Consider the following 22,241-nt stretch of genomic DNA (forward strand, 5'->3'; position numbering starts at 1 on the left):
TTGTTAATATACGCTTAGTTTTAGCGGTTTGAGTTTTTATGGGTGATGTGTTAAAAAGGCCAAAAAGCATCTTTATAGATTGTACTGCTACTTATTATACAGGTTTAAATACCGGTATACAAAGGGTTGTAAGAAACATAATAGCCCGCATAGATAATTTAGAGCAAGCTTATGGTGTAAAATGCGTCCCTGTGATTTTAAAAGAAGGTCAATTCATAGCTATTTCAAAGGAAGATTTATTAAACAAAAAGCCAAACCAAACAGTTTTAAAAGTTAAAGTTTTACTGTCCAAGCTGCTTCCATCAAAGTTGTATTTTTTTGCAAAGAACTTATACGGAAAGTTTTTTTTGATTTTTGCAAAGCCTTCGGTTGGATCTGCACCGATAACAGCGCAAAAAGATGATATCATATTGGCTATTGATGTGTTTTGGGAATTGGGCGTTATCGATGCAATCAAATCTTACAAACAAAAATATGAGGTTATGTTTTTTCTTTTGGTTTACGATATTATACCTTTGATGTTTCCGCAATACTACAGAGATCAAACACCAAAAAAATTCAAAAAGTATTTTAGTCAAACCGATATTTACGATGCTATAATTACCACATCTAAGGCAAATGTAAATCAAATAAAAAGCTTAAATGAAAAAGAATTTCCTAATATATCAAAAAAGCCAATTGCCGTTTTCGGCTTAGGTAGCGATATGAAACCGCTAAATCAAACAAATAACTACAATGAACTGCTTGACTCAATTGTAAAAGACTCGAAAGTATTTTTAATGGTTGGCACGCTTGAGCCAAGGAAAAATCACGATTTTGTATTAAGTGCTTTTGAAAAGATATGGGAAAAAGATTTATCAAAAAAACTTATCATAGTAGGCAGGATAGGTTGGCTGTGCGAAAATACGCTCAAAAGAATCAAATCGTCAAAACACTACAATAAAAATCTTTTTATGTTTAACTTTTTAAATGACGAGGATCTTTCATATTTATACAAGAATACCACTTGCGTCATTGCAGCTTCTAGTATAGAAGGTTTTGGCTTACCATTGGTAGAAGCGATATTTTATAATGTGCCTGTGATTGCAAGCGACATTGACGTTTTTAGAGAAATAGGCGACACATACCCTACATATTTTAGCCTTTCAAGCATCGATAGCTTGATTGATGCAATATATAAAATAAAACCCGAAATGGTCAAAAACCACACTGCAACCCCGACGACATGGGATGATTCGGCAAATCAATTAATAAATAAAACGCTAATTTTATACAATGAATTAAAAGATAAATAGATAAATATGGAGGTACTTAATGAAAAAAGCGCTCATTACTGGTATTAGGGGCCAAGATGGTGCATATTTAGCCAAACTGCTCCTACAAAAAGGCTATAAGGTCTACGGTGCAGATAGACGCAGCGGCGACTCTGGTAATTGGCGGCTAAAAGAGCTTGGCATAGAGCAAGAGGTAGAAATTGTCTACATGGATTTATTAGAATTAACCAATATTCGCCATGTAATATCAAAAGTTATGCCAGATGAAGTGTATAACCTGGCAGCGCAGAGCTTTGTGGGTGTATCATTTGAACAGCCCATATTAACAGCGGATATAGATGCGATAGGCGTGCTTAGGGTATTGGAGGCGCTAAGAGACATAAAGCCCGATGCAAAATTCTACCAAGCATCAACCTCAGAAATGTTTGGCAAAGTAAGAGAAATGCCCCAATCAGAAACCACGCCGTTTTATCCAAGGAGCCCTTATGCAGTATCAAAAGTCTATGCCCACTACATAAGCGTAAACTATAGAGAAGCCTACAGTATGTTTACAGCCTGCGGTATACTGTTTAACCATGAATCAGAGCTAAGGGGGTTAGAGTTTGTTACAAGGAAAACCACATATGCCGTTGCAAGAATAAAATACGGCTTGCAAGACAAGTTAATATTGGGTAACTTAGACTCAAAGCGCGACTGGGGTTATGCTCCAGAGTATGTATATGGTATGTACTTAATGCTGCAGCAGAACAAGCCAGATGATTACGTGCTTGCAACAGGCCACACCCATACCATAAGAGAGTTTGTAGAAAAAGCTTTTGAAGCAGCAGGTTTTAATATAGAGTGGTTGGGTGAGGGTATAAACTCAAAAGGTATAGATAAAAAAACAGGCAAAGTATTGGTAGAAGTTTCAAAAGATTTTTATAGGCCCTCAGAGGTAGACGTGCTAATAGGCAACCCAAAAAAAGCCAAAGAAAAGTTAAATTGGCAGGCAAAAACGACACTTGAGGAATTGGTGCAGATTATGATGGAAGCGGACTTAAAACGTATAAAAAGTTCTCAATTATGCAGTTAGATAAAAATCCCAATGTATCAAGCACTATCAAATATAGACCTGATGTAGATGGTTTAAGGGCGATAGCCGTACTGGCTGTCATTTTGTATCATGCTAATTTGGCTATATTTTCAGGTGGATACATCGGCGTTGATATCTTTTTTATAATTTCTGGGTACTTAATTACATCTATCACCGTCAACGAACTCAATAAAGATAAATTCACCTTTATAAATTTTTATATTAGGAGGGTAAAAAGACTATTCCCCGCATTATTTGTTCTTATTATAGCTACCTTTGTCTTTGGCTATTTTTATCTTTTGCCGGATAATTACAAAACTTTGGGCTTTTCTTCAATGTTTACCGTTTTTTATCTGTCAAACGTTTATTTTATGAGGTTAAAAGGTGGATACTTTGCTCCAGGTGTAGATTCTTTGCCTCTTATACATACATGGTCTTTGGGTGTTGAAGAGCAGTACTATTTATTTTACCCCGCTTTTTTGGTAATTATCACAAAATGGCTAAAAAAGCGCTATATATTATGGGTTAGCATTGCATTGGTAGCTTCTTTTATTTTAAATATTTATCTTGTAAAAGTTGACCCAGAAGCTGATTTTTATCTATTTTTTACAAGGATCTGGGAATTTGCCTTTGGCGGACTTGCGGCACTTGGAGCTTTCCCAAAGCTAAATAGTAATATTTTGGGTAAAGTTTTAGCATGGGTTGGTTTGATATGTATTTTAATAGCAGTTTTTTTGTATAAAAAAACCACACCATTTCCGGGATACGCTGCACTTTTGCCAGCTATTGGTGCTTTACTAATTATTTATGCTAACACATTTTCTGATAACTGCTTAAAAAAATTACTTTCCACAAAAGGTTTTGTGTTTGTAGGCCTTTTGTCATACTCGCTTTATTTATGGCATTGGCCGATTTTGTCTGCTTATAGATACTTTGCCCCGGTACTGCCTCAAGGCACCGATGATATCATATTGATAGCCGCATTATTGTTGACATTTGTTTTGTCTTACCTTTCTTATAAGTTAATAGAAACGCCTATTAGGTTGAAAGACTTTAAAGCTAACCCAAAAAAACTTTTTATTCCTATTTTTGCCATTATGATTGCTATTGCTTCATTTGGTTATTATTTAGAGTATCACGATGGTTTGCCTGCAAGATATCCTGAAGAACTTCAAAAAATTATAAATGCTCCTATAGACAAAAATCTTGAAGATTCTAAATATATGGATTTAAAACCAAGTGAGGTAGCCTGGGATAAGTACCCAACGCTTGGTGATAAAAGCGCACCTCATTATACTTTTGTAGTAATGGGAGACTCCCATGCGGATGCAATGTCTCCAGGGTTTGATGAGTTGGCAAAAAAGTTTCATATTAAAGGCAAGCTTTTGGCAGCAAGCGGCAACCCACCGTTATTTGGCGTTAATTGGGGTGACGATGATACATTATCGCAGGTAAAATCAAGATATTTGGATCTAATCAAAGAGCATCCTCACATTAAAAAAATATTTTTAGTAGCTCGATGGGGCATTTACGTGAATGGATATGGCTATATTTACAAAAATGGAGAGTTTATTGATAACCAAGAAGGGTCTTTAGCTTTGTGGGACAAAGACTCCAGAACTCACAATGATATATTACATAATGAAAAAGTGATTGAAAGGGGTTTAGTAAGAACGCTAAAGGTTTTCAATGATATGCATATACAGGTTTATATTGTCTCTGATGTGCCAGAAATAGGTTGGAATGTGCCGGAAACATTATCAAAGCTCTATATTTTGCGCAATATTCTAACAAGAAAAATTACAGCCCCGACATACGCTGATTATCTACAAAGACAAAAGCCTGTTATTAAAGCATTTAAAGAAGCAGAAAAACATTATAAATTTACATTAATAAACCCGGCTAAATATATGTGCATAAGCAATAAGCCGTGTGTAATTTTAGATAAAGACGGTTACCCTCTTTATTTGGATACCAATCATCTGACTAATCATGGTGCGTATTATGTGGTGAATCATGATCCAAAATTTAAAGAATATTTAAAAATGCAGTAATGGTTTTGAAAATAAAAAGCGATTTTAAAAAAGCCGTTAAATATCTTAAAAGTTATGGGTTAAGGGCTTTTGTGATCAAAATTTTAGAAAGATTGGGGTTAATACAGCCACAGCCTTATGCATTATGGATAAGAAACTTTGAGCCAAATAATAAAGCACTGATCGAACAAAGAACTCACAAATTTGCATACAACCCTAAAATTTCTATCATAGTGACAACTTTGAATACACCCACAAAAATATTACGCGACATGCTAAACTCAGTTTCAAATCAAACATACTCAAATTGGCAGTTATGCATAGCCGATGGTTCAACCAAAAAATCTACATTGCGTATGCTTAAAAAATTCTCAAAAAAAGACAAAAGAATTGTAGTAAAATTTTTAAATGAAAATAAAGGCACAGCGGCTAATTTAAGGCAAGCGATAAGGTTTGCAGCAGGAGAGTATGTAGCTTTTTTAGGCCCATTTGATACATTAGCCCCTTTTGCTCTGTTTGAGATTGTAAAGGCAATAAGTGAAAACCCTGATACTGAGTTTATATATTCTGATGAAGATAAAATCTCAAAAAACGCTAAAAAAAGGTTTAGCCCTCACTTTAAACCCGATTTTAGTCCGGATTTGCTCAGAAGCTGTAATTATATTTCTCACTTAAGCGTTATTAAAAAACAACTGCTGGATAAGATCGGCACTTTGAGGGAAGATTTTGAAGGATCTTGGGATTATGATTTAATTTTAAGATGCACACAAAAAGCAAAAAAGATTATCCATATCCCTAAAGTTTTATACCATTTACGACATATAGACCCGTCTGTACCCAAAAACATTGATGCAAAAAAAGCTTTAAGCGAACATTTGGAAAGAATTGGTCTAAAAGGCACTGTGGAAGATTTAGATGTGCCTGGGTTTTATAAGATCAATTACGATATTTTAGGTTTGCCAAAAATATCCATAATAATCCCCAATAAAGATCACAAAGAGGACTTAGAAAAGTGCATAAATTCAATATTAAAATCTACTTACAAAAATTATGAAATTATTATTGCAGAAAACAATTCTACGGACAAAATAACATTTGAGTATTATGATTACCTAAAAAACATATACAGTTTTATAAAAGTCATAGAATGGGGCAAACCGTTTAATTACTCCGCCATTAACAATTTTGCTGTTTTATCTACAACGGGCGATATTTTGCTTTTTTTAAATAATGATATTGAACCGATAAATAATAATTGGTTGGAAGAAATGCTTATGTTTGTTCAAAGAGATGATGTAGGTGCAGTGGGCGCTAAACTTTTTTACCCAAATAACACCATCCAGCATGCGGGTGTGATAATTGGGTTAGGTGGGGTAGCAGATCACTCACATAAATACTTTCCCGGCGATGCTAATGGATATTTTATGAGATTAAAGATTGTTCAAAATGTTTCTGCAGTAACAGGTGCTTGCTTGATGACAAAAAAATCGGTATTTATGCAGGTTGGCGGATTTGATGAGCTATACCAAATAGCTTTTAACGATATAGATTTTTGTTTAAAAATTAGGCAAAAAGGTTATTTAATCGTTTTTACGCCGTTTGCTAAAGCTTATCATTTTGAGTCTAAAACCAGAGGTATAGACGATACTTTTGAAAAAAAGCAAAGGTTTAATAAAGAAAAAGAGATGTTTATTAAAAATTGGAAAGAAATTTTAGTCTCAGGGGATCCTTATTATAAACCAAATTTGACATTGTATAAGTTTGATTTTTCTCCAAAGATTATATAAAAAAAGATTGCAAATAAGTGTGAAATTTGATAATGTTGAGTAACTTCTGATGTAGGTGAGGCTAAAAGAGAAACAAATGAATAAATGAATGGGTAAATTGTGGTTGTTAAAAGAATTTTGATTGATTGTTCTAAGGCATATATTTACAATTTAGGGGCACTCACAGAGTTATGCGCGATATTGTAAAAGAAAAAAACTAATTGAAAGCGTGAAAGAGATGCGCAGCAGGATAAAGGAGCCAATAAAAGATGCAGGTCTTGCAAGCTCCAAATTCGTCAGCTCTCATTAAGGCACCTGAGAAATATGTAATTTATATTGCAGTGGCTATTACTGGCTCCATGTCATGCACCGCCTTTTCCGCAGCTATGATATAATGCTGCATTTCATAAACAGCTATTTGCAAAACAGACAAGCGCCCAGCCGAGAAATATTTTCGGAGAGACTTGTCTGCTTGTTTTTAATATTTATTTACGTCAAAGTCATTAATAATGGCAGTTATCTCATCGTAAAGCTTAGCAAGTCTTTCATCGCGTAATGGTTTTTTTAACTCACATTCCCAAACCACAATTACTCGCCAGCCGTTCTTTTGTAAAATATCAATATTTTCAGCGTCCCGCTGACGGTTACGTTCTAATTTTGGCTTCCAGTATTCGAGATTAGATTTAGGCATTACAAACCCTGGGCATCCGCTGTGAGAATGCCAGAAACAACCATTAACAAAGACAGCAGTGTGATATTTAGGGAAAACAGCATCTGGCTTGCCTGGATATCGTTTGTCATTTTTTCTGTATCGAAGTCCCCTTGAAAAAAGATACTTTCGTACGATTTCTTCAGGTTTGGTGTTTCCGCTTCGAATCCGCGACATGTTATAACTGCGCTCTTCAGGAGAATGATTATCTGCCAAGAACACCCCTCCTGTCAGATACAGTAATATACTTCTTTTCCGGGCAATTTGATGTTTGGAATCCAAATCTGCCTGCCATTCCATCCTTTATCTTTGTTTCCGGTGATTTTATACATTGTAAGTACGGCCTCGTCTGTAATTGAATCACCCAAAGCTCGGTCGGTCGGCGACAGCAATGTTCCTGTACCTTTACCTATATCCCTGTTTCTCCGAACAATTAATCTGCCTTGAGCGGAGGGATTTTCAGTCCTGATAGTTTGTATGAATCCTTTAAAATCCTCTGGCTCCCAGTCATCAGATCCTGAGATGATGTTTTCAAGAATTTCCTCAAACAGCCGGAGGTTAACGGAATATGTATCTTCTCCGAAGCGCTCAATAATACTATCCAATTTGCTGATATCCTCGTTTTCAGGGTAAAACGGGAAGTAGTTAACTCCGCCTGTAAATGTTTTAACAACCCCATCATCAAGTACATTTTTTCTGGTTGGGCGGAGTTTTTTAGGATAGTGTATATTTACTTCTTCCGGGTGCCCTTTTTCAATTTGAGAAATTATACTGTTGTTTGCAGCATTAATTTCCGCAAACAGTTTATAAAGAACCGGCGGAATGAACACCCTCATTAATCCTAAATCGCGGTCATATCCGAACATGCGACTATGCTGCCACATTGTGTCGGCCTGCGGGCTTTTAGCAACACGGCAATAATATGTAGTTTGAAGCTTCGGGATTGTAACACCGCGCCCAAGGCTGTTGCCTCCGACAATAATATTCACCCCAGACTCATACTTTACATTATCCTCAAAAGAATTTCGGGAGTTAATGACAAGTATATTCACTCCGTCAGTCTCAAGCATCAAATTTATATTTTCCATTATCACATCAAATGGGCTGATACTCGGCTTTGTTGCAGCAAGGTCATTGTATACTGCAGTAAAAGCATCATTAATAAGAGGTTCATCAATCGATAGATGAATTTCATTCAAATAATCTCCTACTTTTTCAGCGAACTTTTGATGCTGGTCGGTTTTGACGCTCGGATGTATTAAAAAGTTTGAAACCGTTCCCCCGTTCAGGAAAATCTCAGCAGATGAAACGAGATGATAAAGGACGGCCTTTTTGAGTCCGTTTTCGGCAAATTCATCGTCCTTAAGCAATTCTGTTGCCTCCTCATTATCAGTGAGAATGACATAAGGCGGGCAATCATATGGAAACAACTCATTTCCTCCAATATAGTCTTTACCTGGCGAAAAATAGTGAGTAAAATACGGGCGCCATCCGCTTTGATATGACTGCAGAAGCAAAGCTTGAGGGGTTCCTGTAACCTGTATATAAATGCTGCTTGAGGCAGTCTTTTTAATTTCCTCTAAATTTCTGTTAACCGAGCTTTGTTTGTTTTTATTAATCACCGTATTCAAACTTGCAGCATCTGCCTCATCGTCCACGATGAACAATGGATTGCCTTCGCAGAAATGAGAGGAAGAAAAGTTATTCTTCCAGCTTTTTAAAACCTGACTGTTCTTCTTAAGAACAATGATAGCAGGACGCTTCATATTGTTTGTAAAGAAAGAGTATTCATCAGATTCTCCGCAAACGCAGAAATCAGGCAAATCCTTTCTCACACGATAAAGAGTCTGCTGTTGCAAAAGATTATTATCCGTAGTTAAAAGGACAAATAGTTTGAATCCCTCGTCTGCGGCAGAGCAAATTAGTCCGAAGAGATGACTGGTCTTTCCGCTTTGAACATTCCCCTCGAGCAAACTCACAACGTGATCTTTGTATGAGAATGTCGTAATATAAGCCGGAGTAATTTTATCAACAGTATCCCTTACTGCTTCAGCAAGCGCAGGATTTCCGCTTTCCATCAAATGTTTGAGATAATTGTTTACGTAACTCATTAATGATTCACCCCAAAATCAAGATACCATAAATTTCCCGAACCTACTTTTGTGAGAGAAAAGTTATCCCTTCCATATTGCCGAAATGTTTCGGGGGGTAACAGGTTGTCCAACTTCAAGCACTCCTGCATTTTCCAACCGGCCTTTTATCCATTTGCCGAGTATTTTCAAATCATCTTCCGAACGGAAATTCTTACTGTAATCCCCGCTGACTTTGCAGGAGAATTTCCATCCGTCATCGGTTATAACGTCAAATACTGCTCCAGGTGTTTCTTTCTGCGGATATCCTGCCAAGGATGTAACGGTGCTTGGAACAATCAACTCCACTTCGTACCAATGCCGAGGCTGAATCACTCCAGTTCTTGTCGCCAATCGTCCTTTGCCAAAAAAAACATTAAGATTGCTTTTTCCAGGAACTTTTCCGTCTTTAACAAGCGGGATTATAAATCGAGTATCCGTCAACGCACTGACACAGTCAGCTAATTGATCATGAGGGGTCTTCTCAACATGCTCATGATTTTCTAACAGCAGATTATTTTGTCTGAAATCACTTATTTCACAATCTGCAAGATTGTCTGCAGCTTTCACGGAGAGTTCTTCAATGAAGCTGCGCATTTTCTTTGCATACTCCGGTTCGCGAAAGAGCGAAGAAGCCTCGTAAGTCCGGCTCCCGCTCTCAACAATACTGCTCAGGTTATTAGAGCCTATTATACCTGCAAATGCACCGCTTGAGTCTGAGTAACAATACAGTTTTCCGTGAAATTTAAACGGCGTAACTAAGCGTACTTCCCCTCGTCCTTCTCCCCGCAAATAATCATTCAAATCACTCGCCGCGTTGTATTCAAGCTTAGTAAATTTCTCCCAACGGTGCATCCCAATAAGCAAATTAAGCGTTTCAATGTTTGAGTTATAAGCTACGGTCTGTTTAAGTTCCGCCAATGAATCTGCAGTTATGTAACCGACGGCAATATCCATCCGTATTGCTTTTGGAATAAGCGAATAAAATGTGTCAGCAAATGTACGATACGGCGTGTCAAGAGGCTTGTAATTGGAAAAAAGAAATTCCATTGTATATATCCTCCGTCAATTCATCTCTGAGTTTACATAATCCAAACGTTCTTTCACTGTCATTTTTGACAGCTTATCAAAAATATCATTTAAATCTATATGTTGATACTCGCCCGTAAACAATGGCAATAATCTGCGTGCCGCGACACGTACTCCTTCCGGCGGTACGGCATTGCCGATTTGCCTCCGGACTTCAGTGATATTTCCGATGAATTCGAAATCATCCGGGAAGGATTGGAGCCGAGCGCGTTCTCGATTGGTCAGTGCACGTGGTTCGGGATAATGATATCCCCATGTACCTCCGCCTCCGGCAGCAATAATTGTTTTAGAAGGTTCGCTCCGATTGATTCTTCTGTATACATGGCTTATCATGCCTTTAACATACAGCGGATCATCTTTAGGGATATCTGTAAAATTACCTCCTTCAGGTATACGCTCAAGCATTTTCCTTGTTTTCGGAAGAGAATTGATAGGCTCATTATTAAATTGAACCTTTTCAACCCCTTCAAGAGCCTTGCCTGCCGTAACATACGGATGCGCCCGCCCTTCTCCATGAGAGGGAAGCGGATGGATGAAATTAAATCCCGTGTCTTTGCGCACACCGACGATTAACAGCCTCTCACGGAACTGCGGTACGCCGTAATCAGCAAAATTGTAGAGATGAGGCTTTAAAACATAGCCTGGTTCTATGGATTCAAAATCCTTTATAATAGTCTCAATTGCCATTCTCTTGTTAGCGGTCAGCAGACCTTTAACATTCTCCGCGACAAAGGCTTTAGGCTTTTTAGCATCAACAAATTCAAGAAAATGCCTGTATAGTCCTCCGCGCTTGCCATTCAGCCCCGGCTGTTTCCATATTACAGAGAAGTCCTGGCACGGGAAACCGCCGAGCACGATGTCACACTCAGGGATAGACTTATCCTTATACGGATCGATTTTTGTAATATCTTCAAGTCTTATTACATCCCCGAAGTATTTTTTGAATGATGCTACAGCCCATTCGGAGAAATCGTTCGCCCAAATAGTCGTGTATCCTTCAAGATGGAAGCCTAAGTCCAGACCGCCGCAGCCCGAGAATATCGATAGAATTTTCGGGGAAACGGGTTTCTTCTCATTGTCACTCATTGTCAAAACTCCCTAATTAAATAAATTTTATTCTGCTTCACATTTGCTAAGTATTAAGAGTTCATTGACATCGCATTTGAACAGACAGCATAATTTAAGTACTGTCTCGAAATCAATGCGGGTAGCTTTGTCATTATAAAGGCTTGAAATAGTGTTCCTTGACAGTCCAGTTTTTTCATGAACGTCTTTAATGGAATATCTATACTTGCCCATTAACGTTGAAAGATTGCTTTTGAGACGCAAAGACTCGTCCGCACTCATGTTCAAGTTTCACACTCCTTAATAAACTATATCCTAATTATTTTAACAAGGATATTTATCATTGTCAATAGGATGGTTGCCGCAAATCTATTGTTTCATATGAAAATTATGGCATATAAAACAGAACCAACTGCAATTTTTGATTAAAATTGCAGTTGGTTTTAAATGAGTTTTTTATATACTTATAAGTGTAAATTCTGCATGAGCGACACTGGAGAATTACTGATAGGAACTGTCATTTCGGGATTTTGCGGTTTTGCGTCGAAATTCGGCTTTTGTCCCGAACTATGGCTATTTCCCTTGCCCGAACAACTGAACCAATCAGATTTTTTCGGCAACACCGACAATCTGAACTATAATTACAGACTAATTTATAATTACAGACTATTTCTGCTGTCAAGCCTTAAATGGTAAAAGGGGTAAAAGGGGACAGGCTACTTTATTCTACCTAAGTTTGATTTTTCTCCATTATCCATTATAGAAAATGTTGCAAAAAAGTAAGAAATTTGGTAATGTTGAGTAACTTCTGATGTAGGTGAGGCTAAAAGAGAAACAAATGAATAAATGAATGAGTAAATTGTGGTTGTTAAAAGAATTTTGATTGATTGTAAGGCATATATTTACAATTTAGGGGCACTCACAGAGTTATGCGCGATATTGTAAAAGAAAAAAACTAATTGAAAGCGTGAAAGAGATGCGCAGCAGGATAAAGGAGCCAATAAAAGATGCAGGATAATTTTTACAGAGCATTTGAAGATAAGCATAGGGGTTCAAGGGAGGTTATTAAAGAAAGACTAACAGTATACCTGCCTTTTATAGAGCCATTTAAAAATATTTACAGTACAGAAGAACTAAAAGTTCTCGATTTAGGATGTGGGCGTGGAGAATGGATAGAATTAGTCAGCGAAAACGCTTTTATTGGCTTAGGTGTTGATATTGATGATGGTATGCTGCAGGCTTGCAAAATCTTGAACTTAAATGTAATCCACAGTGACGCTTTAGAATTTCTTCAAAAATCACAGGATGAGAGCTTTGTTGCGGTCTCTGGTTTTCATATTGCAGAGCACTTGCCGTTTGATATGCTGCAAAATTTAGTCAAAGAAGCTTTGCGTGTTTTAAAACCAGGCGGCTTACTGATATTAGAAACTCCTAACCCAGAAAACATAATGGTTGCAACGACAAATTTTTGGTTAGATCCCACGCATATAAGACCTCTGCCCCCGCTATTGCTCCTTTTTTTGACAGAGTATTATGGATTCGCAAAATCTAAGATACTTCGCTTGCAAGAAGATAAGAATATAAGAAATCCTGAATTTGCAAGTTTATTGCAGGTGCTTTATTCCTCGAGTCCTGATTATGCCATCATCGCTCAAAAACATGCAAATTCTGAAATTACCGCTCTCTTTGATGAGGTTTTTTCAAAAGAATATGGTGTTACATTAGAAAATCTTTCAGAAAAGTTTCAAAATCGCATATTAAATATTGAAAATAAATCTATAGAGTCAGAGAACAGAATAACAGAGGCAGAGAGTAAAATTGTAGAAGCATTTACACTGTTAGAAAAGTTTCAAAATCGCATATTAAATATTGAAAATAAATCTATAGAGTCAGAGAACAGAATAACAGAGGCAGAGAGTAAAATTGTAGAAGCATTTACACTGTTAGAAAAGTTTCAAAATCGCATATTAAATATTGAAAATAAATCTATAGAGTCAGAGAACAGAATAACAGAGGCAGAGAGTAAAATTGTAGAAGCATTTACACTGTATAACAGCCTTTTAAACAGTAAACCCTGGAAAATAACCTACCCTCTCAGGCTACTTGGGAGGTTTGCGAGGTGGTTTAAAACTGGCGCTATAGCCTGGATTACATTCACACCTGAGAGCAGGCCAAGACTGGTTACAAGAAAGACCATAACCAAAACAAAAGAATACCTAAATAAAAAACCAAAACTAAAATCTTTTGTAAAACTTTGCCTAAAACCGTTTCCTGGGCTCCAAGATAGACCAAAAAAGGCAGAAGATGTCAATAATGGTGCAAGCTTTTATGATGAAAACTTAACAGAAATAGAAAATCCAGATCTAGGCCCTACAGCCAGAAAAATCTACAATGACTTAAAAAATGCCATTGAAGAGGAAAAAAATAAATGCGCATAGTGTTGGATTTGCAAGCTTGCCAGTCAGAAAGCAGATTTCGAGGCATGGGTCGTTATTCTATGTCTTTAGCTAAGGCAATAGCAAAGAATGCCTGCGATCATGAGATATGGCTTTCTTTGAACGCTCTTTTCATCGATACAATCCCGTATATCAGACAATCATTTGAAGGTTTAATTCCAAAAGAACGCATTTTTGTTTTTTCCGCCCATGGACCCGTTGCTGAAGCTGACCCGCAAAATGAATGGCGCGCAAGAGCTTCAGAGCTAATTAGAGAATACGTAATTATCTCCCAGCTCAAACCAGATATAGTTCATATAAATAGTTTGTTTGAGGGCTTTTTCGACGATGCTGTTACATCGATAGGTAAGTTTGATTCAAAAATACTAACCGCCGTAACCTTGTACGATTTAATACCTTATGTTAATCCTGAAAATTATTTATATAATGAACAAATAAAAAAATGGTATTATAGAAAAATTCAATCATTTAAAAATGCAAGTCTTTTTTTAGCTATTTCTGAATATTCAAAAAAAGAAGCAATAAATAATCTTGGCATTGCGCAAGAAAATATTATAAACATATCTGCTGCTACCGATGAGAGTTTTAAACCGCTTAAATATTCGGAAGAACAAAAAAAATCCATATTTAACCGTTGCAATAATATTAAAGAACCTTTTATTATGTATGCCCCGGGTGGTTTTGACGAAAGAAAGAATATTAAAAGGTTAATAGAAGCTTACGGCATGCTTCCCTTTACTATTAAAAAAGAGCATCAGCTTGTAATTACCGGTAAAATAGCCGATGAAACCAAACATGATTTAAGTGTTTATGCTAAAAAATTCAATATTGGCAATAATCAGCTTATATTTACCCCTTATCTTAAAGATGATGATTTAATAGCCCTATACAACCTTTGCAAGCTATTTGTTTACCCTTCTTTATATGAAGGTTTTGGACTTCCCCCTCTTGAGGCTATGGCATGCCAAGCTGCGACTATAGGATCAAACAGCACAAGTATTCCTGAAGTTATAGGCAGACAAGATGCTTTATTTGATCCTTTTAGCGCAAAATCCATTTCCGATAAAATATATGAAGCGCTTACAAATGATAGTTTTCTAAATTCGTTAAAAGAACATGCTTTAAAACAAGCAAAGAAATTTTCGTGGAATGAGTCGGCAAAAAGGGCAATAGAAGCTTTTGAGATTATTCACCAAAATCATAATTCAAGAAAACCAATATCAGCAGATAGCAAATTATCTTATAAACCACGCCTTGCGTTTTTGTCCCCTCTTCCGCCGGAGCGCTCAGGTATTTCAAATTACAGCAAAGAACTTTTACCTGAACTTGCCTTATATTATGATATTTGCTTAATCGTAGATCAGCCTAATGTGGAAGATGCGTATTTAAAGGCAAATTTTTCTATACATGACATTCCTTGGTTTGAGGCCAATATAAAAAAATTTGACCGAATATTGTATCAGTTTGGAAATTCGCCGTTCCACAAGCATATGTTTTTGTTATTAAAAAAATATCCAGGGGTAGTAGTGCTTCACGATTTTTATTTAGGCCACGTAATTAATTGGATGGAAGTTTATGGTTATATTCCTGATTTTTTTAAACAATCTTTGTACTATTCGCATGGTTATAATGCCTTGATTTTTTTAAATGAAAACGCTATAAAGAAAACAGTATATGCTTATCCGGTTAATAAAAAAATTTTGGATGATTCTATAGGTATTATTGTTCATTCACAACACTCAATCGAAAAAGCTGAAGAATGGTATGGGATAAATCATGGTTATAATTTTTCTTATATCCCTCATTTGCGAGGTTGTGCTAAAGCTATAAATTACAATGATACTATCGGCATTAGAAGTACTCTTGGTTTTGCCAAAGATGATTTTGTTATATGTTCGTTCGGATTTTTAGGTGTCGCAAAACTAAATCATCGTTTGTTAAATGCCTTTTTAAATTCATCACTATGCAAATGTAAAAATTGCCGTTTGATTTTTGTAGGAGAAAATCATGGCGATGATTACGGCAAAAATATTCTTGAAACAATTAAAAAAAGCGGATTGCAAAAAAATATTGAAATCACGGGTTTTGTAGATGAAACTATTTATCAGCAATACCTTTCGGTTTGTGATGTTGCGGTGCAATTGCGCTCTATATCCCGAGGGGAAACTTCAGGAGCCGTTTTAGACGTTTTAGCTCACGGAATCCCCCTTATTGTAAACGCTCATGGAACAAATGCCGAATACCCCGAGGATATTTTAATAAAACTTCCGGACGAATTTGACGACGAAGGTCTAATAAATGCGCTTGAAAAGTTAAAAAACGACGCTGAATTACGTGAAAAGTTAAGCATCGCAGGGCGAAAATATATTTTAGAACATAATAATCCAAAAAAAATTGCAAATAATTATTTTAATGCTATAGAGAATTTTTATTTAAATAGCGAACATACTAAATATAAAAATCTAATAAATTTATTAAGCAATATCGATACAAATATAAAACCCTCTCATAAAGATATAGTATCGATATCCGAATCTATAGCGAATTGTTCTTTTAAAACCTCTCAAAAACAACTCTTTATTGATATCTCTGCTTTAGTCCAATACGATTTAAAAACAGGTATCGAAAGAGTTACAAAAGCTATAATGTTTGAGCTTTTAAAAAATCCCCCTGAAGGTTTTAGAATAGAGCCTATTTTTTTTGACGGGGATCATTACCGTTATGCGCGCAAATTTACATTTAAATTTTTAAATATTGATCAATGTGGTGAGCAATGTGGCATAAATGATGATATTATTCAACAAGGTAGAAACGATATTTTCTTAGGTCTTGACTTAAATTGGGAGTATTTGGAAGCAAGGAATAAAATATTAAGACTCTATAATTCTTACGGTGTTAAGATTTACTTTATTGTTTACGATTTGCTTCCGATTAGACATCCAGAATGGTTTCCGCCGGGGGATACCAAGAAAGCTTTTGAAAATTGGCTAAAAATGATTTATGAGGTATCTTCAGGACTAATCTCTATATCAAAATCAACAGCCAATGATTTAATAAATTGGTTTAAAGAAAACAATTATAACCGTATCGAACCGGTAAATAGCGCCTATTTTCATCAAGGAGCAGATATAAAAAATAATTTTCCTATAACAGGCATCCCCCAAGATGCTAAACTTTTGTTAGAAAAATTATATGCGGCGCCAACTTTCTTAATGGTCGGCACAATAGAGCCGCGCAAAGGTTATTTACAGGCAATAGAAGCATTTAATTTATTATGGCAAGAAAACATAAGTATTAACCTTGTAGTTGTGGGGAAAGAAGGCTGGAAAGGTTTACCGATAAATCAAAGACGAACTATCCCTTTGATTTTATCAGAACTTATAAAACACCAGGAACTCAACAAACACCTTTTTTGGCTTGAGGGTATCAGCGACGAATATCTTGAAGAGGTGTATAAGACAAGCACCTGCCTTATTGCGGCAAGTGAGGGCGAAGGATTCGGTCTGCCGTTAATTGAAGCCGCTCATCATAAACTGCCAATTATTGCAAGAGGTATTGCGGTTTTTAGGGAAGTGGCAGGCGATTATGCTTTTTATTTTAATGGCAATAAACCTGAAGATTTGGCTAAAGCTATTAAAGATTGGCTCAATTTATACAAAGAAGGAAAACATCCAAAATCGGACGATATGCCGTGGCTAACTTGGAAACAAAGCACCGAACAGCTTATGAATATAATTTTTAATGACAAGGGGTAAAAGGGGACAGGCTACTTTATTATGCCTTTATTGTTTATGTTTACAATGACATCTTATGAGAATGGTTAAACTTATACAAAGAACACAACCATCCAAAATCAGAAGGTATGCAGTATCTTACCTGGGAAGAAAACGCAAAAAAGATTGCTGGAGGTGATCGTTGATAAAAGATAACGGAAAGCCAAAAATTGCAGTTATAATTCCCTGCTATAATGAAGAAGAAGTCTTGCCAGAAACAATTAATATTTTATCAGACTTTTTAGAAAGAATGAAAGCAAGTGAAATATCAGAAGACAGTTTTTTGCTTTTTATAGACGACGGTAGTAAAGACAATACGTGGCATACTATTGAAAAAGCAGCTCAAATTTCGCATTTTATAAAAGCAATAAAATTTTCTCGCAATTTTGGACATCAAAATGCTTTACTTGCAGGTTATGAATATGTGGTTGACAAATGCGATGCGGCTCTTACTATAGATGCCGATTTACAGGATGATATAAATGTAGTCGAGGAAGGCATAAAAAAAATAAATGATGGCTGCGATATAGTATATTTTGCAAGAAAAAGACGTTCGGCAGATTCCTGGTTTAAAAGAACTACAGCAGTATTGTTTTATAAATTAATGGCTTTATTGGGGGTAGAAATTGTTTATAATCATGCAGATTTTAGATTAACCACAAATAGGGTACAAAGGGAATTATTATCTTTCAGGGAGGTCAATCTTTTCTTAAGAGCGATGTTTCCCTTAATGGGTTTTAGATCGGAGATAATCTATGAGGATAGAAAAGAACGTAAGGCGGGAGAATCAAAATATCCTCTTAAAAAGATGCTTGCATTTGCGTTTGAGGGGATAACATCGTTTAGTGTCATGCCACTAAGGTTTATCACAGTTTTAGGTATTATTGTCTTTTTGTTAAGCATTTTAATGGGTTTTTATATCGTCTTTGTTAAATTTTTTGGACATAGTGTTGTTCCTGGTTGGGCTTCTGTGGTTATCCCCATTTATCTTTTAGGAGGGTTAACGATATTTTCTATTGGAGTAGCAGGCGAATATATTGGCAAAATATATAAAGAAGTAAAAGCTAGGCCAAGATTTATAGTTGATAAGGTAATAGAGTAATGAAAAAGATAAATTTTGATGATTTTGCTGAAAATTATGATGAGATTTTAAAAGGTCAAACTCAATTTTTTTCAAAAGATGATAAATATTTTGCTAGATATAAGATTGATATTGTTAGTAATTATATTAACTTTAAACCGGAAAAAATTCTTGAATTTGGTTGTGGTATTGGTAGAAATGTGCCATTTCTAAAAGAGAAATTTCCTGATTCTAAATTGTTTGGTATCGATATATCCCAAAAAAGCATTGAGATTGCAAAGAGTCAGTATCCATTCTGTGAATTCTTTACTGTGGATGATCAAAAAACGGATGAAAGTTTTGATCAATTTGATTTAATTTTTATTGCGGGAGTTTTTCATCATATGTGTCCAGCTGAAAGATCTATTAATATAGAAAAAATTAAGAATTTATTAACAAACAATGATTGTTTATTTATATTTGAACACAATCCATATAATCCTATAACACGCAAGCTAGTAAAAGAATGTCCTTTTGATAAAGATTGCTTGTTGTTATCTAAATACGAAATGATTAAATTACTTGAAAAATCCAATTTTAAAGTAGATGCAGCTGGATATTTTTTATTTATACCACCAAAATTTTCCTATCTTTTAAAACTTGAAAAAATATTCACTGGTTTACCATTAGGTGGACAATGGTTTGTTAAAGCAAGAAAGTATTAGAGTGTTCTTAAAATATCTCTTAGTCGGCATCATAAATACAATTGTTGGCTATGGGATTATATTTTCTCTTATGTTTATTGGCACGTCTCCAGAAATAAGCAATATTATAGGTTATGCAATAGGCATCATTGTATCTTATGCCCTCAATAAAATCTACACATTTAAAAGCAAAGCTCACCCAAAAAAGGAATTTCCAAAATTTGTTTTGTCGCTTTTGACATCTTATGGGCTAAATTTCTTAACTCTGATTTTGTGTATTCATATTTTTAAGATTAATCCATATATATCCCAGATTATAAGCGGGGCAGTATATACGCTTAGCGGTTTTGTATTTTTGAAATATTTTGCATTTAGGAATCAATTAGAAGGACAGACCAATGAAGATTAACAGTATGTTTAAGAATTTCTTTTCTACAAAATACTTTGCTTTTTTTATTTACCTGCTTTTAGCAATCGTGTTTTGGGGCATACCGATGAATTTTGATTTTATATCAAAAGTGAATATTGGCGGTGACCCTGCATTTTATTTATGGAGCCTAAAATGGTGGCCTTATGCCATATCTCATGGGTTAAACCCATTTCTGACAAAGGCATTTTGGGCTCCTTTTGGCCAAAACCTCGCTTGGACTACAAGTGTGCCATCTATTGCGTTATTGTTTTCACCCGTAACAGTCATTTTTGGCCCTATTTTTTCTTATAATTTAGCTATAATTCTGTCTCTTTCTTTGGGGGCTTTTGGCGTATATCTGATATGTAAAAGCCTAAATCTAAAACAAATTTCTTCTATATTTGGTGGACTTGTTTTCTTTTTTTCAAGCTACGTGTGGGGGCAACTTCTTGGACATTTGAATCTTGATATAGTATTTGCTATTCCGTTTTTGATTTATATATTTATACTGAGATTTAAAAATTATATTAGCTTTAAAAAGTATCTGATATTCTTTAGCATATTACTCGCTTTTCAGTTTGGCGTGTCAAATGAGATATATGCTACTTTTGTAATATTTGGGTTTATTGCGCTATTTATAATGTTTTTGATTTTTATCACAAATGAAGTGTATAGAAAGTTAATAATCAAAACCACTTTGGAGTCAGCTGCCGCAGTTTTAATAAGCATTTTATTGCTATCCCCATATTTATATTTCATATTTTATGGGTACATAAAGGAACATCTGCAATCCATAGCATTTTATGTAACAGACCCGCTGAATCTTTTTATTCCAACCCCTATAACGCTGCTTTTTGGCCAGTTATTTGCTCCAATCAGCTATCATTTTACAGGAAACTTTAGTGAAGAGGGAGCATATTTAGGTTTGCCTTTGATATTTATTATAGTTTCTTTCATAGTAATAGCTTGGCGTAGTAAGAATAAACTACATATTTTTCTTTCATCGCTATTAGTGGTTATATTGGTTTTTAGTTTTGGACCTTATTTAAACATATTAGGTCACCAATTAATACCAATGCCATGGTATATATTTACAGAAATGCCACTGACAGGACAAGCCTTACCAACCAGATTTACTCTATACATTGTATTAATCGCAAGCGTTATGAGCGCTATATGGTTAGAAAAGATAAACATAAATAAAAGTTTTAAATATGCTATAGCAGCATTGGTCATTATTTTTTTAATCCCAAAACTCAGTATGTACAAAGGCTCAAATATTCAATATCCAGCCTTTATTTCATCTGGAGCATACAAAAAATATATAAAACAGGGAGAAAATGTTATTATTTTCCCCACTTATGCAATTGGTGGTTTTCAAGGTCCTCTATGGCAACAAAAAACAAATTTTTATTTTAATCTATCTCAAGAAATCGCCGGTGCATCACCAAAAGAATTAATTTTGGATCAAGAATTAAAACCTGTACTTTTAGACTTTTTTTACGGTGAAAATTCACCACATCCCATCTTTAATAATGCTTATAAATTTTCTTTTTTTTCTTACCTCGCAAAATGCAACGTAGGGGCTATAATTTTGCCTGAAGATTATCACAATCCTGAAGTACAAAAATTACTTGATCTTTTAAATATAAAACCTAATAATGTTGGTGGAGTTATAATTTATCAGATTAACAAAAACTATATTAACTCTGCCTTAGAAAAAGCACACATTGAATATTTAAAATATTTTAGTGATATATTTTCTACTCTTTTCTCCTCTTCTCAAAAATTCCTCTCAGACGGTGGCGATGCATCTAAACTTTTGCCTCAATACTTAGAAAAAAATGGCTACCTTGACAAATCCTTTGGTTATAAGACTGGCACTGCCATTAACTGGACAAATAACAATGGCTGGGTAGGACAGTGGGCTTGCCCAGATGGTAAAGGTGAATGCTTTGGAGTGGGTATACTGGGAGGCCTCGATCAGTTAAAGCCTATTGTAGATAAGTATAAATCAGAATCTTTGCAGATATTTTTCCCATACCCGACAGTTTATGATCCAGCCGCTTCATCTAGCGAAGGTCAGCTTCTTATGATATTTAAAGCCCCTAAGCCAAATCCTATAATAACGAAAATACCTTATACTATTAGCTTTACTGCATCTGGCAACTCTCAGAGATATATAGGTTCTGGTTTTTGTAACGCAGAAAGCTGGGGTACATGGACCTGTGCAAAAGAAGTGTCTGTAAGTTTTAAATTTAGAAGTGAGGAGTTTAAAAAACCCATGTATATGAAACTTACAATTATTAACGCTTTGGTTAGTAAAGATCATCCTCAAAAGTTTGAGTTTTATCTAAATGAAAAACTTATTGGCTCTAAAACTTATACAAGTAAGGACAAATTCCCACAAACTATTGCTTTGAATATAAATAACGTTGCACAAAATGAAAATTCGCTTGTTATAAAGATTCCAAACGCAGCCTCTCCAAAATCACTTGGAATAAGCAACGATACAAGAGAATTAGGTATTGGGTTGATAAGCATAGAGTTTAATAATTGAGTGATTGTGAAACAAGAACTCAAAACTTTATTTTTTAAAAAATACGATTTGAAATGTTTGAATTTCGCTTTGAGAAAGACAATTATTTGACAAATTAACAGAACCTGCTTGCAAAATATATCTAAAAGAAATAAAAGAGTAT

The 22,241-nt window shown here is 35.3% G+C and carries 15 protein-coding genes; 10 read left to right on the forward strand and 5 right to left on the reverse strand.

Annotated features, from left to right (window positions below):
* The first annotated feature begins 38 nt into the window (after positions 1 to 38).
* From DESAMIL20_RS09685 to DESAMIL20_RS09700, 4 genes are all read left to right on the forward strand, one after another.
* The gene (locus DESAMIL20_RS09685; protein ID WP_086034647.1) at positions 39 to 1,295 is read left to right on the forward strand and encodes a glycosyltransferase family 4 protein; all 1,257 of its coding nucleotides are present in this window, start codon (positions 39 to 41) and stop codon (positions 1,293 to 1,295) included.
* Positions 1,296 to 1,314: 19 nt separating this feature from the next.
* The gene (gmd, locus tag DESAMIL20_RS09690; protein ID WP_086034648.1) at positions 1,315 to 2,346 is read left to right on the forward strand and encodes a GDP-mannose 4,6-dehydratase; all 1,032 of its coding nucleotides are present in this window, start codon (positions 1,315 to 1,317) and stop codon (positions 2,344 to 2,346) included.
* The gene (locus tag DESAMIL20_RS09695; protein ID WP_086034649.1) at positions 2,337 to 4,400 is read left to right on the forward strand and encodes an acyltransferase family protein; all 2,064 of its coding nucleotides are present in this window, start codon (positions 2,337 to 2,339) and stop codon (positions 4,398 to 4,400) included. Before gmd ends, DESAMIL20_RS09695 begins: the two co-directional genes overlap by 10 nt.
* A gap of 71 nt (positions 4,401 to 4,471) precedes the next feature.
* Positions 4,472 to 6,166, forward strand: a complete 1,695-nt coding sequence (locus DESAMIL20_RS09700; protein ID WP_204218595.1) for a glycosyltransferase family 2 protein — start codon at positions 4,472 to 4,474, stop codon at positions 6,164 to 6,166.
* 457 nt (positions 6,167 to 6,623) lie between these two features.
* On the opposite strand, the gene DESAMIL20_RS09705 is transcribed toward DESAMIL20_RS09700, so the two are convergent.
* From DESAMIL20_RS09705 to DESAMIL20_RS09725, 5 genes are all read right to left on the reverse strand, one after another.
* Complete coding sequence (locus DESAMIL20_RS09705) at positions 6,624 to 7,070, reverse strand: very short patch repair endonuclease (RefSeq protein WP_204218596.1); 447 nt, start codon at positions 7,068 to 7,070, stop codon at positions 6,624 to 6,626.
* 14 nt (positions 7,071 to 7,084) lie between these two features.
* Positions 7,085 to 8,965, reverse strand: coding sequence for a Z1 domain-containing protein (locus tag DESAMIL20_RS09710; RefSeq protein WP_086034652.1), 1,881 nt, complete (start codon positions 8,963 to 8,965; stop codon positions 7,085 to 7,087).
* 63 nt (positions 8,966 to 9,028) lie between these two features.
* Complete coding sequence (locus tag DESAMIL20_RS09715) at positions 9,029 to 10,033, reverse strand: restriction endonuclease PLD domain-containing protein (protein WP_086034653.1); 1,005 nt, start codon at positions 10,031 to 10,033, stop codon at positions 9,029 to 9,031.
* 15 nt (positions 10,034 to 10,048) lie between these two features.
* Positions 10,049 to 11,158, reverse strand: a complete 1,110-nt coding sequence (locus tag DESAMIL20_RS09720; RefSeq protein ID WP_086034654.1) for a DNA cytosine methyltransferase — start codon at positions 11,156 to 11,158, stop codon at positions 10,049 to 10,051.
* 27 nt (positions 11,159 to 11,185) lie between these two features.
* Entirely contained in the window at positions 11,186 to 11,419 is a 234-nt protein-coding gene (locus DESAMIL20_RS09725) for a helix-turn-helix domain-containing protein (RefSeq protein WP_086034655.1), read from the reverse strand.
* Positions 11,420 to 12,144: 725 nt separating this feature from the next.
* On the opposite strand from DESAMIL20_RS09725, the gene DESAMIL20_RS09730 reads away from it, so the two are divergent.
* The 6 genes from DESAMIL20_RS09730 (at position 12,145) to DESAMIL20_RS09755 (ending at position 22,099) form a co-directional block, all read left to right on the forward strand.
* Positions 12,145 to 13,575, forward strand: coding sequence for a methyltransferase domain-containing protein (locus DESAMIL20_RS09730; RefSeq protein WP_086034656.1), 1,431 nt, complete (start codon positions 12,145 to 12,147; stop codon positions 13,573 to 13,575).
* Positions 13,566 to 17,348 (forward strand): glycosyltransferase, encoded by a 3,783-nt coding sequence (locus DESAMIL20_RS09735; protein WP_086034657.1) that lies wholly within the window; start codon positions 13,566 to 13,568, stop codon positions 17,346 to 17,348. The genes DESAMIL20_RS09730 and DESAMIL20_RS09735 overlap by 10 nt, the downstream gene beginning before the upstream one ends.
* Positions 17,349 to 17,508: 160 nt before the next feature.
* Positions 17,509 to 18,468 carry a glycosyltransferase family 2 protein gene (locus DESAMIL20_RS09740; RefSeq protein WP_204218597.1) on the forward strand — a complete coding sequence of 320 codons (960 nt, stop codon included), beginning with the start codon at positions 17,509 to 17,511 and terminating at the stop codon, positions 18,466 to 18,468.
* Positions 18,468 to 19,151 carry a class I SAM-dependent DNA methyltransferase gene (locus DESAMIL20_RS09745; protein WP_086034658.1) on the forward strand — a complete coding sequence of 228 codons (684 nt, stop codon included), beginning with the start codon at positions 18,468 to 18,470 and terminating at the stop codon, positions 19,149 to 19,151. Before DESAMIL20_RS09740 ends, DESAMIL20_RS09745 begins: the two co-directional genes overlap by 1 nt.
* Positions 19,117 to 19,539: a GtrA family protein gene (locus DESAMIL20_RS09750; protein ID WP_204218598.1), complete on the forward strand. Its 423-nt coding sequence runs from the start codon at positions 19,117 to 19,119 to the stop codon at positions 19,537 to 19,539. Before DESAMIL20_RS09745 ends, DESAMIL20_RS09750 begins: the two co-directional genes overlap by 35 nt.
* The gene (locus DESAMIL20_RS09755) at positions 19,529 to 22,099 is read left to right on the forward strand and encodes a DUF7024 domain-containing protein (RefSeq protein ID WP_204218599.1); all 2,571 of its coding nucleotides are present in this window, start codon (positions 19,529 to 19,531) and stop codon (positions 22,097 to 22,099) included. Before DESAMIL20_RS09750 ends, DESAMIL20_RS09755 begins: the two co-directional genes overlap by 11 nt.
* The last annotated feature ends 142 nt before the right edge of the window (positions 22,100 to 22,241 follow it).

Source organism: Desulfurella amilsii (assembly GCF_002119425.1).
GTDB classification, from domain to species: domain Bacteria; phylum Campylobacterota_A; class Desulfurellia; order Desulfurellales; family Desulfurellaceae; genus Desulfurella; species Desulfurella amilsii.

What these genes read in the sequence shown, in the direction of transcription:
- DESAMIL20_RS09685 (WP_086034647.1), top strand. Translation starts at nt 39, where the DNA reads ATGGGTGATGTGTTAAAAAGGCCAAAAAGCATCTTTATAGATTGTACT.
- gmd (WP_086034648.1), top strand. Translation starts at nt 1,315, where the DNA reads ATGAAAAAAGCGCTCATTACTGGTATTAGGGGCCAAGATGGTGCATAT.
- DESAMIL20_RS09695 (WP_086034649.1), top strand. Translation starts at nt 2,337, where the DNA reads ATGCAGTTAGATAAAAATCCCAATGTATCAAGCACTATCAAATATAGA.
- DESAMIL20_RS09710 (WP_086034652.1), bottom strand. Translation starts at nt 8,965, where the DNA reads ATGAGTTACGTAAACAATTATCTCAAACATTTGATGGAAAGCGGAAAT.
- DESAMIL20_RS09715 (WP_086034653.1), bottom strand. Translation starts at nt 10,033, where the DNA reads ATGGAATTTCTTTTTTCCAATTACAAGCCTCTTGACACGCCGTATCGT.
- DESAMIL20_RS09720 (WP_086034654.1), bottom strand. Translation starts at nt 11,158, where the DNA reads ATGAGTGACAATGAGAAGAAACCCGTTTCCCCGAAAATTCTATCGATA.
- DESAMIL20_RS09725 (WP_086034655.1), bottom strand. Translation starts at nt 11,419, where the DNA reads ATGAGTGCGGACGAGTCTTTGCGTCTCAAAAGCAATCTTTCAACGTTA.
- DESAMIL20_RS09730 (WP_086034656.1), top strand. Translation starts at nt 12,145, where the DNA reads ATGCAGGATAATTTTTACAGAGCATTTGAAGATAAGCATAGGGGTTCA.
- DESAMIL20_RS09735 (WP_086034657.1), top strand. Translation starts at nt 13,566, where the DNA reads ATGCGCATAGTGTTGGATTTGCAAGCTTGCCAGTCAGAAAGCAGATTT.
- DESAMIL20_RS09745 (WP_086034658.1), top strand. Translation starts at nt 18,468, where the DNA reads ATGAAAAAGATAAATTTTGATGATTTTGCTGAAAATTATGATGAGATT.
- DESAMIL20_RS09755 (WP_204218599.1), top strand. Translation starts at nt 19,529, where the DNA reads ATGAAGATTAACAGTATGTTTAAGAATTTCTTTTCTACAAAATACTTT.